Source organism: Winogradskyella sp., from assembly GCF_045105575.1.
Classification (GTDB): Bacteria; Bacteroidota; Bacteroidia; order Flavobacteriales; family Flavobacteriaceae; genus Winogradskyella.
This window is the reverse complement of sequence record NZ_JBGCDQ010000025.1, coordinates 26,376-42,126: the sequence shown is the minus strand read 5'-3', so window position 1 is coordinate 42,126 and position 15,751 is coordinate 26,376. Positions and strand designations below refer to the sequence as shown.

General features: G+C 34.2%; 15 protein-coding genes. 6 read left to right on the top strand and 9 right to left on the bottom strand.

Annotated features, from left to right (window positions below):
• Positions 1 to 87: 87 nt before the first annotated feature.
• Positions 88 to 717: a response regulator gene (locus tag AB8B52_RS06070; RefSeq protein WP_406026224.1), complete on the top strand. Its 630-nt coding sequence runs from the start codon at positions 88 to 90 to the stop codon at positions 715 to 717.
• A gap of 11 nt (positions 718 to 728) precedes the next feature.
• Here AB8B52_RS06070 and dnaG read toward each other — a convergent pair whose 3' ends face one another.
• The 6 genes from dnaG to AB8B52_RS06040 form a co-directional block, all read right to left on the bottom strand.
• On the bottom strand, positions 729 to 2,693 hold the full coding sequence (gene dnaG / locus AB8B52_RS06065) for a DNA primase (protein ID WP_406026222.1): 1,965 nt from the start codon (positions 2,691 to 2,693) through the stop codon (positions 729 to 731).
• A gap of 263 nt (positions 2,694 to 2,956) precedes the next feature.
• Positions 2,957 to 3,148, bottom strand: a complete 192-nt coding sequence (locus AB8B52_RS06060) for a cold-shock protein (protein ID WP_020895249.1) — start codon at positions 3,146 to 3,148, stop codon at positions 2,957 to 2,959.
• Positions 3,149 to 3,285: 137 nt separating this feature from the next.
• Positions 3,286 to 4,962 carry a SulP family inorganic anion transporter gene (locus AB8B52_RS06055; protein ID WP_406026220.1) on the bottom strand — a complete coding sequence of 559 codons (1,677 nt, stop codon included), beginning with the start codon at positions 4,960 to 4,962 and terminating at the stop codon, positions 3,286 to 3,288.
• Positions 4,963 to 5,078: 116 nt separating this feature from the next.
• Positions 5,079 to 5,657 (bottom strand): DUF4136 domain-containing protein, encoded by a 579-nt coding sequence (locus tag AB8B52_RS06050; RefSeq protein ID WP_406026219.1) that lies wholly within the window; start codon positions 5,655 to 5,657, stop codon positions 5,079 to 5,081.
• A gap of 11 nt (positions 5,658 to 5,668) precedes the next feature.
• Complete coding sequence (locus AB8B52_RS06045; protein WP_406026217.1) at positions 5,669 to 7,666, bottom strand: urocanate hydratase; 1,998 nt, start codon at positions 7,664 to 7,666, stop codon at positions 5,669 to 5,671.
• Positions 7,666 to 7,851, bottom strand: coding sequence for a DUF5522 domain-containing protein (locus AB8B52_RS06040; protein ID WP_406026313.1), 186 nt, complete (start codon positions 7,849 to 7,851; stop codon positions 7,666 to 7,668). The genes AB8B52_RS06045 and AB8B52_RS06040 overlap by 1 nt, the downstream gene beginning before the upstream one ends.
• Before the next feature lie 459 nt (positions 7,852 to 8,310).
• On the opposite strand from AB8B52_RS06040, the gene AB8B52_RS06035 reads away from it, so the two are divergent.
• From AB8B52_RS06035 to hemL, 3 genes are all read left to right on the top strand, one after another.
• Complete coding sequence (locus tag AB8B52_RS06035) at positions 8,311 to 9,216, top strand: 1-aminocyclopropane-1-carboxylate deaminase/D-cysteine desulfhydrase (protein ID WP_406026215.1); 906 nt, start codon at positions 8,311 to 8,313, stop codon at positions 9,214 to 9,216.
• Positions 9,217 to 9,433: 217 nt separating this feature from the next.
• Complete coding sequence (locus AB8B52_RS06030) at positions 9,434 to 10,270, top strand: glucosaminidase domain-containing protein (protein ID WP_406026213.1); 837 nt, start codon at positions 9,434 to 9,436, stop codon at positions 10,268 to 10,270.
• 3 nt (positions 10,271 to 10,273) lie between these two features.
• Positions 10,274 to 11,560, top strand: a complete 1,287-nt coding sequence (gene hemL, locus AB8B52_RS06025) for a glutamate-1-semialdehyde 2,1-aminomutase (RefSeq protein ID WP_406026211.1) — start codon at positions 10,274 to 10,276, stop codon at positions 11,558 to 11,560.
• A 37-nt stretch (positions 11,561 to 11,597) separates the two neighbouring features.
• On the opposite strand, the gene AB8B52_RS06020 is transcribed toward hemL, so the two are convergent.
• The 3 genes from AB8B52_RS06020 to AB8B52_RS06010 all read right to left on the bottom strand — a co-directional run bounded on the left by AB8B52_RS06020 (position 11,598) and on the right by AB8B52_RS06010 (position 14,070).
• Positions 11,598 to 11,936 carry a hypothetical protein gene (locus AB8B52_RS06020; protein WP_406026209.1) on the bottom strand — a complete coding sequence of 113 codons (339 nt, stop codon included), beginning with the start codon at positions 11,934 to 11,936 and terminating at the stop codon, positions 11,598 to 11,600.
• A 104-nt stretch (positions 11,937 to 12,040) separates the two neighbouring features.
• A complete protein-coding gene (locus AB8B52_RS06015) occupies positions 12,041 to 12,484 on the bottom strand; it encodes a hypothetical protein (protein ID WP_406026207.1) in 444 nt (147 codons plus the stop codon).
• Positions 12,485 to 12,573: 89 nt separating this feature from the next.
• A complete protein-coding gene (locus AB8B52_RS06010; RefSeq protein ID WP_406026206.1) occupies positions 12,574 to 14,070 on the bottom strand; it encodes a hypothetical protein in 1,497 nt (498 codons plus the stop codon).
• A 167-nt stretch (positions 14,071 to 14,237) separates the two neighbouring features.
• On the opposite strand from AB8B52_RS06010, the gene yiaA reads away from it, so the two are divergent.
• Together yiaA and AB8B52_RS06000 are read left to right on the top strand one after the other, a co-directional pair.
• Positions 14,238 to 14,729 (top strand): inner membrane protein YiaA, encoded by a 492-nt coding sequence (gene yiaA / locus AB8B52_RS06005; protein WP_406026204.1) that lies wholly within the window; start codon positions 14,238 to 14,240, stop codon positions 14,727 to 14,729.
• Positions 14,730 to 14,841: 112 nt separating this feature from the next.
• Complete coding sequence (locus tag AB8B52_RS06000; protein ID WP_406026202.1) at positions 14,842 to 15,720, top strand: alpha/beta hydrolase; 879 nt, start codon at positions 14,842 to 14,844, stop codon at positions 15,718 to 15,720.
• Positions 15,721 to 15,751: the final 31 nt, after the last annotated feature.

Here is a 15,751-nt window from a genome sequence, read left to right as displayed (position 1 = left end):
TTTGTTTAACGTTTTCTCCACGTCAATTTTGAATGCACCTTTGTGGCATATTTGTACCGATAACCAAAAAACCAAAATAAAATTGTCATGATAAATATTTTGATTGTTGACAGCCATCCTATCGTTAGAACTGGATTAGAATTATTTTTAAATAGTAAACCAGACTTTAAAGTTATTGGCAGTCTTGGTAGCGGCATAGAAATATTTGAATTTGTCAGGCGGCATAATGTTGATGTTATTATTTCTGAAGTTGATTTGCCAGAACTGAATGGTATTACGGCACTAAGAGCTATTAAAAAAGAAAACAAATCTGTTAACGTTTTAATGTTTAGCCATCAGCCAGAAGAAATTTATGCGATAAGTACATTAAAAGCAGGAGCTTCAGGTTATTTAAATAAAAAGGCAAGTGTTGAAGAAATTGAGGCTGCAGTTCGCAAAATTAGTAAAGGTGAATTGTCTCTTAGCGAAAAAATGGATAAACATTTTCGTTATGAGGATACAAGAAAGAGTAGAAGTCGTATGTTTAAAAAGCTCTCAACCAGGGAGGTTGAGGTTTTAAAATTATTATCTATAGGTCGTAAAAATAAAGAAATTGCACAAGAATTAGATATTAACGAAAAAACAGTCAGCACATATAAAGCAAGATTGTTTAAGAAATTGAATGTGACTAATATTGTAGATTTAATTCACCAAGCAAAACACCATAACTTAGCATAATTACACTAGGTCTATCCAACAACTTTTCCTAATTTACGAGATAATAGCATCTTAAGACCAACGTAATCTTTTACGTCTTCTATGATGGATCTCGTGTCTGCATCTTCTTTTAAAGTTTCATTTTTGTATTCTGCGACTTTTTGGTCAATGAGATGGCACCTTAAACTTAAAATGGTTTGGCTTACCAATTGCGAAACAGCATCTTTTTTTCCTTTCGGTATAATTTGATTACGTTCCCAGTCGTGAAGATTATAGCGTTCGTCTTCCATTAAAATACTGGTTACTGTACTTGCTGCATCTTGGTCTAATTGGTTGATGAAATTTTTAGTCGAAAAGTTTTCGTCTTGATTTAATTTATCAATAATAGAGTAGTAGAGGGTTTTAAATTGTGGATTAGAAAATTGCATTTCATCTTCTTGAAGATCTAAATAGATTTTTTCAAAAACACGAGTTTCATGTTTTGTTGGTTCTAATATTAAATCTCCAGAAGTTTCATCTTCGGTTAGTATTAAATCTTCAAACTGCTCGGTTCTCTCTCCGTAGAGCATCAATATTTCTATGATTTTTCGCTCTAATTCAAATTGAATATCAACTTTCTGTTGCGCTATGGGTTCGTTTTTTACAACTTCGAAGGCTTTTTGGTCTTGCTTAAATTTTTTGCTAGCATCTTGTACTTCCTTTTTATTAATTTGTGCTAATGTGCTGAATAGTACATTTTCGCTAATATCCATAAGGCGTGCACATTCCTGAATATAGATTTCACGTTTGATTTGATCAGGAATTTTAGCAATACTATTTACAATTTCGCGAATGGTTTCCGCTTTTTTAATAGGGTCGTTATTGGCTTCCTTAACTAATAAAGAGGCCTTAAACTGAATGAAATCTTTAGCATTTTCATTAAGGTAGGTGGTCACTTCCTCAAGTGTATTCGATTTTGAAAAACTATCAGGATCTTCACCATCTGGAAATGTACAAACCTTAACATTGACGCCTTGTTCCAAAATTAAATCAATACCACGGATGGAAGCTCTAATACCAGCAGCATCACCATCAAACAGGACTGTAATATTATTAGTTAATCTGTTTATTAGTCGAATTTGATCTGAAGACAATGCGGTACCAGAAGAGGATACCACATTGGTAATTCCGGTTTGATGCATTTGAATCACATCTGTATAGCCTTCTACTAAATAACAATTATCTTCTTTGGCGATACTCTGTTTGGCATAATATAAACCATACAGCACTTTACTTTTATGATAGATGTCGCTTTCGGGTGAGTTTAAATATTTAGCCGCTTTTTTGTCAGCAATCAAAATACGACCACCATAGCCTAAAATACGACCACTCATACTATGAATAGGAAACATAACACGTCCTTTAAAACGATCGAAATGCTTTTCGCCTTTAACAATAGTTAAACCAGTTTGTTCTAAAAACTCAAGTTGATATCCTTTACCTAAAGCATCATCAGTAAAGGCTTGCCATTCGTCTAAGGAATAGCCTAACTGAAACTTTTTAATCGTATCTTCAGTAAAGCCACGCTCTTTAAAATAGCTCAGTCCAATGGCTTTGCCTTGATTGGTGTTATGTAGTACTTTCTGAAAGTAGGTGTTGGCATATTCACTTACTAAATATAAACTTTCTCTGGTATCTGCTTGTGCTTTTTCCTCATCTGTTCGTTCAGTTTCCTCAATTTCAATATTGTATTTTTTAGCCAAGTATTTTATGGCTTCAGGATAGGTGAAATGCTCGTGTTCCATTAAAAAAGTTACTGCATTACCACCTTTTCCACTAGAGAAATCTTTCCATATTTGTTTAACAGGTGATACCATGAAACTAGGAGAGCGTTCTTCACTAAAAGGGCTTAAACCTTTAAAATTAGTCCCTGATTTTTTGAGTTGTACAAAATCGCCAATAACCTCTTCTACGCGAGCGGTTTCAAATACTTGTGCTATGGAATTTTGTGAGATCATACATTTCCTGCGAAAGGAGAGAATTTATTTTATTTAAAGTTAAAAGAATTATTAGGATTCGCTTATGCTGAATCTTAGATTACCTGATATTGCAAGAATGACAGGTTGGTAAATTTAAGATAAATCAACGAACTACGCTTAAAGCTTCATAAAAAAACATGGTTTTATCAAACTAAATAGGCGACTTTTGGCTTAAAATTTGAACATAAAAAAGCCTATCTAAAAGACAGGCTCTATTCTTAAAAAGATTGTAAGATATATACTTATATCACTTTTACATTCACTGCATTTAATCCTTTTTTACCTTCGGCTAAATCGAATTCTACATTATCTCCTTCTCTAATCTCATCGACTAAACCAGAAATGTGTACAAAATGCTCTTTGTTGTTTCCTTCTTCTGTTATGAATCCAAAACCTTTAGAGTCATTAAAAAATTTTACTGTACCAGTACTCATATTAAAATATATTAAATTAAGGTGCAAATATAATCTAAATTGATGAAAGTCAATTGTTTTAACTCGCTTATTTTCAAACTTATTAGTTTGGCTTAACTGTTTAGACCTTAGTCTTTAACTTTAATATGGTAAGATGATTATACATTATAGTCAGACAATGGTTTAGTAAATTTTTCGGGATCAGCGGCTAAATGGTAGCGTGGATCATCAATATCTTCAATAATAACTTCTTCAAATTGAGAGCTTGCTTTTCGAAGTAGTAGTTTACAGTCTTCGCTAAGATGTTTTAGTTTTATAGATTTTCCTTCAGCTTCATATTTGTTAACCAGGTTAAAAATAGCTTCTAATGCAGAATGGTCGCTTACACGAGATTCTACAAAGTCTATTTCAACCCTATCAGGATCATTTTTTGCATCAAATTTTGAATTGAAATTTTGAATGGATCCAAAAAATAATGGTCCCCAAATTTCATAAGTTTTTGTGCCATCTGGCTGAATACGTTTTCGTGCTCTAATCATAGTAGCGTTTTTCCAAGCAAATACTAATGCAGAAATAATAACGCCAGCAATAACAGCTACGGCTAAATCTTTCCAAACGGTGATTGCAGAAACTGCAATTAAAACGATAGCATCAGATAAAGGGATTTTTCTAATCACTCTAAAACTACTCCAGGCAAATGTACCAATAACAACCATAAACATAACGCCGACTAAGGCTGCAATCGGAATTTGTTCAATTAAAGGTGCTCCAAATAATACAAAACAGAGTAGTGCTATGGCAGCAACAGCTCCAGATAAACGGCCCCGTCCGCCAGAATCTACGTTAATTATTGATTGCCCAATCATAGCACAACCTCCCATACCTCCAAAAAGTCCGTTAAGCATATTTGCTCCGCCTTGTGCTATACATTCTCTATTGCCACTTCCTCGTGTTTCTGTCATTTCATCAATGAGGTTTAAGGTCATCAATGATTCAATTAAACCAACAGCAGCTAATATAAATGCAGTCGATAGAATTAAATCCCAATGTCCAGATAGTGTACTAAAGAATCCAAAAATTTGATTTTGAAATGTAGGTAAACCTCCTTCTAATCCTTTTCCACCACCTTCCGCAATAAATGATCCAACTGTACTAACTTCAATACCTCCAAAAATTGTAATTCCGGCAACTACAATTATCGCTACCAAAGCCGCAGGAATCTTCTTGGTTAGTTTAGGTAAACCATACATAATCCCCATAGTTAGACTAATAAAGCCCATCATTTTCCAAAAAATAGAGTTAGAGAATAATGCTGAAAACCAATCTGAAGTATTATCTAAAAAAGAAATATCTTTTGGAACAGCATTAGGGAATAGGCTTAACTGAGATAGAAAAATTACGATTGCTAATCCATTAACGAATCCCATCATTACAGGATGAGGTATTAAACGCACAAATTTTCCCAATTTAAAAACACCAGCTAATATTTGAATCCCACCAACAAAAAGCAGTGTAATAAACAGCCATTGCAATCCTAAATTATCTATTGGGACATCTAACGTTAAACCAACGTCATTTCCTTTTTTAATAAGATGAACCATTACGACAGCCATTGCACCTGTAGCACCAGATATCATTCCTGGTCGTCCGCCAAATAACGCAGTTACTATACCCATCATAAATGCTCCGTATAGTCCAACCAAGGGATCTATCCCAGCAACAAATGCAAAAGCGACAGCTTCTGGTACTAATGCTAATGCAACAGTAAGACCAGAGAGAATATCGTTCTTAGGGTTTTGGGTAAAGTTTTTTCGGGTGTTTTGACCTAGTATCATAGTTGTATTGTCTTAAAAGGCGGCAAAGATATAGTTTTTAGTTTTATAGCCTAATCCATACTCATAAACAAAAAAGCACCTACATGAGGTGCTTTGTATATTTTATTCCTTTGAGATTACTTTACTTCTGGAGGAAATTGTTCCATAGTTTTAGCTACAAATTCTTTAATCTGTGCCTCTTTCTTTTCAACATTTCTAGTGACCAAATAGCCTGTTCCTGACCCTTGCCAAAACAATTCTTTTTTGTCAGCATCAATAAAATCAATAAATAACATGCCTTCGGTTGTTGTAGAAACTTGGTTGCCCCAAGCACCACCCATCATTCCAGGTCCCATTCCCCAGCCCCAGCCACCGAAGCCTCCCCAGCCCCAGCCGCCCATTCCCCAAGCATTGTTGAATACATCAACACGTTGGTTAGACTTGGTGAATATACTAACAAGCATATCAGGGTTTTCAGATTTTGTAAGGCCTTTAGCCATTAATTCTGCTTCAATAGCTCTTAAGATTCTGCGTTTATCAATATCATTGATTTCTGCTTTGTCAATACCTGGCTTAAAGAAGGCGAAGGTTCTGTAAGTTTCAAAATTTGCTTCTTCGTCGTAATCGGCTGCAACTCTCACAGAGCTACAAGACGATAAAACTAGTAGTAGCATGATTAAAGGTATCAGTTTGAAAGGTGTTTTTAAATTTTTCATATGGCTTTTTTTTAATGTTCTAATAAATCATCATCTACAAAATTTGGTAAGGTAATTTTAAGATTGGGTTCGGATTCCATGGCGCGTTTAATGGCAAATATAGCTCCTTCGTTTCTGGCCCAACTTCGTCTTGAAATTCCATTATTAACGTCCCAAAACAACATTTGTTTTAAACGCTTATTTGCTTCTTTACTACCATCAAGAACCATACCAAATCCACCATTAATAACTTCACCCCATCCAACGCCTCCTCCATTATGTATACTTACCCAAGTTGCTCCTCTAAAACTATCACCAATTACATTGTGGATTGCCATATCTGCTGTAAAACGAGAACCATCATAAATATTGCTGGTTTCTCTGTAAGGAGAGTCTGTTCCTGAAACATCATGATGATCTCTTCCTAAAATAATGTCTCCTATATCGCCTTCGGCTATGGCGTGATTAAAGGCTTCTGCAATTTTCATTCTACCTTCGGCATCGGCATATAAAATTCGTGCTTGTGAACCTACCACAAGTTTATTTTCTTGCGCACCTTTAATCCACTGAATGTTATCCGCCATTTGTTGCTTAATTTCATTCGGTGAATTTTTCATAAGCGCTTCCAGAACATCACAAGCAATTGTATCTGTTTTTGCTAAATCTTCTGGTTTTCCAGAGGCACAAACCCATCTAAAAGGACCGAAACCATAATCGAAACACATCGGTCCCATAATATCCTGAACGTAACTCGAGTATTTAAAGTCGATACCATTTTCCGCCATAATATCTGCATCTGCACGAGATGCTTCCAATAAAAAGGCATTTCCGTAATCGAAAAAATAAGTGCCTTTTGCAGCATGTTTATTAATAGCAATAACGTGACGACGCAAGGTCTCTTGAATTTTAGTTTTAAACAGTTCTGGATCATTAGCCATCATGTCATTGGCAGCATCAAATGATAAACCTACTGGATAATAGCCACCTGCCCAAGGATTGTGTAAGGATGTTTGGTCGCTTCCTAAATCGATATGGATGTTGGCTTTATCTAACTTCTCCCAGACATCAACGATATTTCCTAAGTAAGCGATAGAAACTATTTCTTTTTTAGCTTTGGCTTTCTCAACACGTGCAACAAGTTGGTCTAAATCTGTGATTTTTTCATCGATCCAGCCTTGATCTAATCGTACCTGAGTTATTTTCGGATTAATTTCTGCACAAACCGTAATGCAGCCAGCAATATTGCCAGCTTTTGGTTGTGCACCAGACATACCACCTAAACCTGAGGTTACAAATAGATTTCCTGTTGGTTCTTTTTTTATTTTTCTAAATGCGTTAAGTACTGTAATTGTTGTGCCATGCACGATGCCTTGCGGACCGATATACATATAACTACCAGCAGTCATTTGTCCATATTGCGTAACACCTAAGGCATTAAATTTTTCCCAATCATCTGGTTTGGAGTAATTAGGAATCATCATACCATTGGTAACTACAACTCGCGGTGCTTCTTTGTGCGATGGAAATAAACCCATAGGGTGACCAGAGTACATCACTAAAGTTTGTTCGTCATTCATTTCCGCCAAATATTTCATCGTTAGACGGTATTGTGCCCAATTTGAAAACACACCACCATTACCACCGTAGGTTATAAGTTCATGTGGATGTTGTGCTACAGCATGGTCTAAGTTGTTCTGAATCATTAACATAATGGCTGCTGCTTGTTTGGATTTGGCAGGATATTCAGAAATTGGTCTCGCATATATTTTGTAATCAGGTCTAAACCGATACATGTAAATACGGCCATAAGTATGCAATTCGTTTTTAAACTCAGGTAGTAAGGTTTTATGATCTTTTTTATTAAAATAGCGCAATGCATTTCTGAGAGCCAATTTTTCTTCTTCAGCAGAAAGAATCGCTTTACGCTTTGGAGCGTGATTTATGGAGTTGTCATAAGATTTTAACTCTGGTAACTCATTTGGAATGCCTTCTTTAATTTGGTCTTTGAATGATAATTGGGTGGTTTGCATTACTTTTTTTTTAATGTATTTTTATCAGATTTAAGTTGATGCGATTTGTTAAATCCATAAGGACAATGCCTACAGCCACTTTCACAACAATACCCACGTTTTAAATGGTATTGCTCCGTAAAACAACGGTAACCTTCTGGTGTAAGATAGTAGTCACCATCTTCAATTGGGACGTATTTCTTCATAGAGAACAAAGATAATGTAATTTGGTGTGATTTTTGAATCGAAAAAGATATGATCTTAATTTCAAAATACGTAACACCGAAAGGATATCTTGGTATTACCATTTTCCCTTTTGTTTTTCTCAAGTTTAAACATTTGAAGAAAAATAAGGTGCTGATAAATCATGAAAACATTCATCTGAGGCAACAGGTTGAGTTATTTGTGATACTGTTCTATATTATTTATGTTTTTGAATTTTTAATACGATTAATTCAGCATAGAAACTGGTATCTGGCTTATCGTAATATTTCATTTGAGCGCGAAGCTTATGCGAACGAAAAAGACCTTAATTATTTAAAATCACGGTCTTTATATAGTGTTGTGAGGTATATTAAAAAATAGTTTTTGAATAGAAAACGAGGAAACATATCATTTGTTTTTGATCTAATTAAACAGAGTTAACTATTTTTGAAAAAAAAGAGGTGCACCTAAATCATAGTCCAAATCAAAACATCATATTAGAGCATTCATCAATTCATCTTGCTATAAAAAGGGAGGATTTAATTCATCCTTTTATTTCGGGCAATAAGTTTCGGAAGCTAAAGTATAATATTCAGCAGGCTCAAAGTGATAATGCGTTTCGTTTGTTAACTTTCGGTGGTGCGTTTTCTAACCATATTGCAGCAGTAGCTTATGCTGGTAAGGAGCATGGGTTTAAAACTATTGGTGTTATTAGAGGGGAAGAGATTGGTTTTAAACCTGAGTTAAACCCAACGTTGCTCTTTGCTAAGTCTTGCGGAATGCAGTTCAAATTTGTGACGCGAGAGATCTATCGTACTAAAACGGAATCAAACTTTATGGATAGCTTAAAAACTGAGTTTGGTGATTTCTTCCTAATTCCAGAAGGAGGGACAAATGATCTCGCTGTAAAAGGTTGTGAAGAAATCTTGGAAGAGAGCGATTTGATTTATGATTATATGTGTTGTGCGGTAGGAACAGGTGGCACCATTTCGGGTCTGATAAATGCGTCCAAAGCGCATCAGAAAATATTAGGCTTTCCTGCTTTAAAAGGTGATTTTTTACAAGAAGATATTCGTAAATTTGCAAATCAAGATAATTGGGAATTAGTAACCGACTATAATTTTGGTGGTTATGGTAAAATAAAGCCCGAATTGGTTACGTTTATGAATAGCTTTAAGGATCGTCATAAGATTCCTTTAGATCCTATTTATACTGGTAAAATGATGTTTGGCATATTTGATTTAATTGAAAAAGGTTTTTTTCCTAAGGATTCTAAAATTTTAGCAATTCATACAGGTGGCTTGCAAGGTGTTTCAGGTGTAAATGATTTATTAAAACGTAAAAATCAACCTTTAATTAACTTGTAAATCATACAAGTATTTTGAAAAAAGGCAATCTAGAAAAGCCAATTTTATCCTAGGTTTTAGATTTAAAATCTATGCAGTGACTAAAGTTAAAAAAGTAAAATTTGGAAACACATAAAACGAGCATGCTAAAAGTTTTAATACTTAAGGGAACGATTGTTAGTGAGCAGTTCTAATACTTGTCGGAATTGCCGCTAAAAGAAACAATAAATATAAGTACATGAAATTTAAATATATCCTGTTATTAATGATAGCCCTCTTTTCTGTAAGTTGTGGTCCTAAAAAAGGGATTGTAACAAAGAAAAAAGAAACGACAACAAAGAAAACTGTTGAGATTAAAGACAGCGAAAAGCAGGAAGCATTAACAGAAACAAAAAAGACTGTTGAAAAAAAGAATGACACACGTAGTGCGGTAGATATTTATATCGATTTATATGCTAATATTGCTAAGGATAATATGCGACATCATAAAATTCCGGCAAGTATTACCCTTGCTCAAGGGATTTTAGAATCCGGTGTTGGTAAGGGCAGATTAGCTGTTAAAGCAAATAATCACTTTGGTATAAAATGTCATGGTTGGAAAGGCGCCAAAATTTACCACGACGACGATCGCTCCCAAGAATGTTTCAGGAAATATAAAAGGGCAGAAAGTTCTTATGAAGATCACTCCGAGTTTTTAACAGGACGAAGTCGCTATGCCAATCTATTCAAATTAAAACCAGATGATTATAAAGGCTGGGCTAAAGGTTTGAGAGCTGCTGGTTATGCAACAGATCGTAAATATCCTTCAAAACTGATTAGTTTAATTGAACGTTACGAGCTTTATAAATATGATGAGGAGGTGCTCGGAGGAACGCCAACAGCCAAAGAAAGAAAATCTACAACCATCATAGAAGGAAGGAATAAAACCAGTACAAAAAAACATATTGTAGCGCAAGGAGATACCTTGTATTCACTTTCAAGATTATATAAAACAACTGTTGCAGCTATAAAAGCTGAAAACAAGTTAAATTCAAACGACTTAAAAATAGGTCAGAAACTTATTATTCCTAATTAATTTATGTTATATCAAAGAAGTAGCGCGTTATTTAAAGAAGCACAAAAGGTTATTCCAGGAGGTGTTAATTCGCCAGTAAGAGCTTTTAATGCTGTGGGTGGGACTCCTATTTTTGCCAAATCGGCTAAAGGAGCTTATGTGTACGATGAAGATGGTAATCGTTTTATAGATTATATTAATTCTTGGGGGCCGATGCTGTTGGGTCATGCATTTCCTCCAGTTGTAGACGCGGTTATTGAAAAAACAAAACAAGGCACGTCTTTTGGAATGCCAACAGCGATTGAAACTGAAATTGCCGAATTAGCAGTTTCTATGGTGCCAAATATTGATAAAATTCGTTTTGTAAATTCAGGTACTGAAGCCTGTATGAGCGCAATTAGATTGGCAAGAGGCTTCGCTAAAAAAGATAAAATTATAAAATTTGCAGGTTGTTATCATGGCCATAGCGATTCATTTTTAATTGCCGCAGGTAGTGGTGCAGTAACTTTTGGAACACCTAATAGTCCTGGAGTGACCAAAGGAACTGCTCAAGACACATTGTTAGCGACGTATAATGATATTGAAAATGTAACCGAACTTATTGCTGCGAATAAAGATACTATTGCTGCTATTATTGTTGAGCCAGTTGCTGGTAATATGGGTTGTATTCCTCCAGCAAATGGTTTTCTTGAAGGTTTAAGACAACTTTGCGATGTCCATAACATTCTCTTAATTTTTGATGAGGTAATGACTGGTTTTAGACTAGCTAAAGGCGGTGTGCAACAACTTAAAGGAGTGAATGCAGACATCGTTTGTTTTGGTAAAGTTGTTGGAGGTGGTTTGCCTGTTGGTGCATTTGCGGCTAGAAACGAGATTATGGATTATTTAGCTCCTATAGGTCCTGTTTATCAAGCAGGCACCTTAAGCGGAAACCCATTAGCTATGGCAGCTGGATTAGCGATGTTAAAGTCAATAAATGCAGATAAAGGTTTGATGAATAGGTTAGAAGAAAAGACAAAGTATCTTCATAACGGTATCTCAGATGCTTTAAATAAGAATAGCGTTATCCATACCATTAATAGAATAGGATCCATGATATCGGTTCATTTTGCCAAAGATCCCGTTGTAGATTTTGATTCCGCAGCGAAGGGCAATAATGAGACGTTTAAGAGATTTTTTCATGGTATGCTTAATGAAGGTATATACATCGCACCAAGTGCTTTTGAATCTTGGTTTATAACAGATGCCTTAACGTATCAAGATTTAAACGAAACGATTGCGGCTGTTGAAACGGTAGCTAAAAGCTTATAAAAAAAAGCCTCGCTATTGGCGAGGCTTTTTTAGATATTTAATTTTCTTCTGTAAACGTCTTATAACGATCATACTGTTCTTCTGAAAGAATACCTTTCACTTTATCATCTAATTCTTTTTCAAGTTTTGCAATTGACGCTTTGCTTGGAGTTGTTCCTTTATTTAGAATTGCTTTACGGTTTTCGTAAGCTTGAAACGCAGTGTAAAGTTGATCGCGTTGTTCGTTGCTATACTTTAAAACACTTCTCAATGCCTGAGTTTTAGTAGAAGCTGCTGCATTGATTTCTAATTTATTTGGGCTTGTTTGTGCTTCTACAGATTCTGTACCCATAACCATTATTAAAGCGAACAAACAAAGTGTAATAACCTTTTTCATTTTGGATTGTTTAATTAATTTGGTTACTAAAGTAATAATTTTATTCAATAAAATAAAAAAGTATCGATGATACGATACTTTTTATTGCAATAATGAGCGGATAGCTACTCTTTTTTTGTGCGCTTTCCTCTTTTTTGGCCTTTTCTAGGTTTCATTTTTTCGAATTTAGCGTATTGTTCTGTATTCAAAATAGCTTTCATATTGCGCTTCATTTCTATTTGAGCATCTAATCGTTCTGTCTGCATTTTTACAAACTCATCTTTAGAGGGTTTTTCTTTTTTACCTTCAACTTTGGCTTGGTGCGCTTTTCTTTTTTCTGCTCTAGTTTTAGCTTGGTCTAAAATCAATTGGTGTACTTCTTTTTGTTGTACATCTGTTAGGTCTAATTTTAAAGTGAGTTGCTTTGTTTTTAGATCTGCGACGTCTTGTGGAGTCATTTCTTTCCGTATTTCAGAAATATGTTCTTGCTGTATGCCTCGTTCTCGTTTTTGTTGTGCAAAAGCATTGAAGGTTACCAATGCTAAGGCGATAATGATTACTCTTTTCATATTTTAATGATTTAATTGTTATGCTAGGTAAGACCGCATAAAATTTAAATCGTTTAATACATTACTCTTTTTTAACAGAGATTTTAACATTAGACGTTTAGTAGTTGAAGTGTGGTTTTATATAAATTGCCTCGTTCAGTCTTGTTTTTTAGCCAAGCGTAAAAGCTAATGACAAATATATCTTCTTTATAAACGGTAACCCACTCAAAGGTGGTTTCTAAGGTCTTTTTGAAATCATGAGTCACTGCGGTTTGTGGAGATATATAATACTGTTCAGCAAATTTTAAAAATTGTAAAATTCTGGTTTGACCTTTTTCTTTTAAATAATTGGTATAACGTTTTCTGAAACTTTTTAGTCTTGAATAGAATAAATCATCTTCCTGTAATTCGATATATAATAACAGTTCTGAGAGGTTCTTTTTAATTATCCAGTCGATACCTCCGCGTTCAGTGTACCAATTGTCGGTATGGTAGAATTTTGCTAAAATTGATTTTGCCTTTATAAAATCAGCATTCTGAAAATAAAACATAAAGCACGATAAACGCAGGCCTAATAAGGTTTCAATATCGTCGTGTTTTTGGTCAGTTAGGTTTTCAATCAACGCAATGGCTTCATTTTGTTTATCACTGTAGTTGAGGTTTAGAGCTTCAATCAGCGTTTTCTTTAGTATAAAGTTTTTGTAGTACTTGCCTTTTTTTAAATGCATGAGTTGTTCTAACTCTTTAATATAGAGTAAGGAGCTTTCAAATTTTCTGTTTCTAAAAAGGGTATTCGCAATGATATATACAATTTCAATCTGATAAAAGAGTTGCTTATCTGTTTGCTTTTTTTGTTTCAGTAGGTCATAACTTTTCAAAACAAAACGTTCTATTTTATAATATTTGGTAGTGATTGATGCTGAAATATTAGCAATTGCCAGAATCTGATATAACGATTTAAACGATAATGACGTGTCGAGTTTAATATGATGCTCTTTTAAAATACGTTCAAGTTCTGCTTCAAAATCAATAACATGTCCTTGGTGATTAATGTTGTTGAGTATGGATTTTAATTTAGCATATACGACGTTGAGTTCGTCCTCTAATCGGTGTTTTTCTTGATTTTCTTTTTGTTTAACGATAAGCGCTTCTAGATTTATTTTAGGATAATTTGAAGTATATTGAATTTTAGTATGGTAAATCTCGTTACGTATGGCAAATAAAAGGTGTTCGTCTGCTAAGCGCTCCGCTTTATTTAAAATTTTATACGCAATCTCATAGTTTTTCTGAAGTAAAAATGTGCGCGATGCTAAAATGTACTTTACAATTTGCATATCAATAGAATTTTCATCTTCTAAATTTTTATTTGCGGTAAAGTCTATTAAAGATTGAAACAAGCGTTTTCTCAAAGCATGATACGCATTGCTTTTTTCAGTCTTATAAAGTTGTTTGCAAATGGTTTTAGAGTCGTTGTTAGAAGTGGCCAGTAATTTAAAGAGTTGAACGTTTTTAGTGTCGTATCGTTTGTTCTTTTGTTGAAGATAATTTATGAATTTTTGCTGGTCTTCGGTGCTTAATGTATTAATTATTGATTTTAATCCTGTCATTTTAACGTCATTAAAATTTTATATAAGTTAATAAATTTAAGTATTTAAAATATATTATATTAAAATATATTATATTAAAATATATCGTCAGTTTTATAGAAACTTAGGTTTTCAAGGTTTTGGCTTTTACTCGAGATTTGCATCATAATCATTAAAACAAAACTATTATGAATTATCAAACAACAGTCTCAGTTAAAGACGAAGACAACGTAAAAACAAAAAAGAAAGAAAAGAAAGTGTACAACCACAAACCTACACCTGCCTTTATTGGTGCATCATGGTCTGCCTTATTAATTGGAATGGTGGCTTATTGTATTGGTCTTTGGAATGCAGATATGCAGCTTAACGAAAAAGGCTATTATTTCACCATTTTACTTTTTGGATTATTTTCAGTGATTTCGGTGCAGAAAGCGGTTAGAGATAGGCTTGAAGACATTCAAGTGACCGACATTTATTATGGTCTCAGTTGGTTTGTATCCATTGTATCTATTGTTTTATTAGCGATTGGATTATGGAATGCCACTTTAGAATTAAGTGAAAAAGGATTTTATGCCATGTCGTTTACGCTTAGTTTGTTTGCTGCCATCGCAGTGCAAAAGAATCCAAGAGATGTGGCTTATATTAATGCTAAATTAGAAAAAGAAGACCACAAAGATTAGTTTTGATGATAGGTTAGTTAGTAACCCAAAACCTCGCAGCATTTTTACTAGCTGCGAGGTTTTAAATATTTCGAATTTATTTTAAGTATATTTAAAAGCTATTCTGATTTATATGACGTACTGGATTTCAACCCTCTTATTAATTTTAGGTATTTACATTGCTATTAGTGTGGCCTTATATTATCTGCAAGATTACGTTCTTTTTAAACCAGAAAAACTGCACAAAGATTTTCAATTCGATTACGATAACCAAGACACTAAAGAGTATAATTTAGAAATGAGAGACGGAGCCACTATTAACGGTGTGCGTTTTTTTCCTAAAGGGAAAAGTAAAGGAGTGGTTTTGTATTTAAAAGGGAATTCTAAAAGTATCAAAGGTTGGGGAAAATTTGCTGTAGATTTTACCAGACATGGTTATGACGTATTGATGGTAGATTACCGTGGTTTTGGAAAAAGCACAGGTAAGCGCTCTCAAAAAGCGATTAAGCGCGATTTACAATTGGTCTATAACAAGCTGAAAGAAATGACGACCGAAGATAATATTATACTCTACGGTCGTTCCTTAGGTTCTGGTTTTGCTACAAAATTAGCCTCTATGAATCATCCTAAAATGTTGGTGTTAGATGCACCTTATTATAGTTTAACCAAGGTGACGTCGCGTTACATGCCATTTATGCCTTTATCTATTTTGTTGAAATATCCGCTTCCAACCTATAAATGGTTAAAATATGTGCAATGCCCAATTCATATTATTCATGGCACTGCTGATAAGTTAATTCCTTATAAATCGAGCATAAAGTTATCACAGATTAATCCTGAACGCACTAAAATGCATACCGTCATTGGAGGTGGTCATAAAAATTTAAATAATTTTGAATCGTATCATAAAATGTTAGATGATATATTAAATCGCGAGCCCAAAACCATAGATCTAGAAACCACAAGTATAAATGTCATCCACAGCTCAAAAAAAAACCAAAAGAAGGCTTAAAAAGTTCATTATTGTTCTTTTTGGTCTGTAT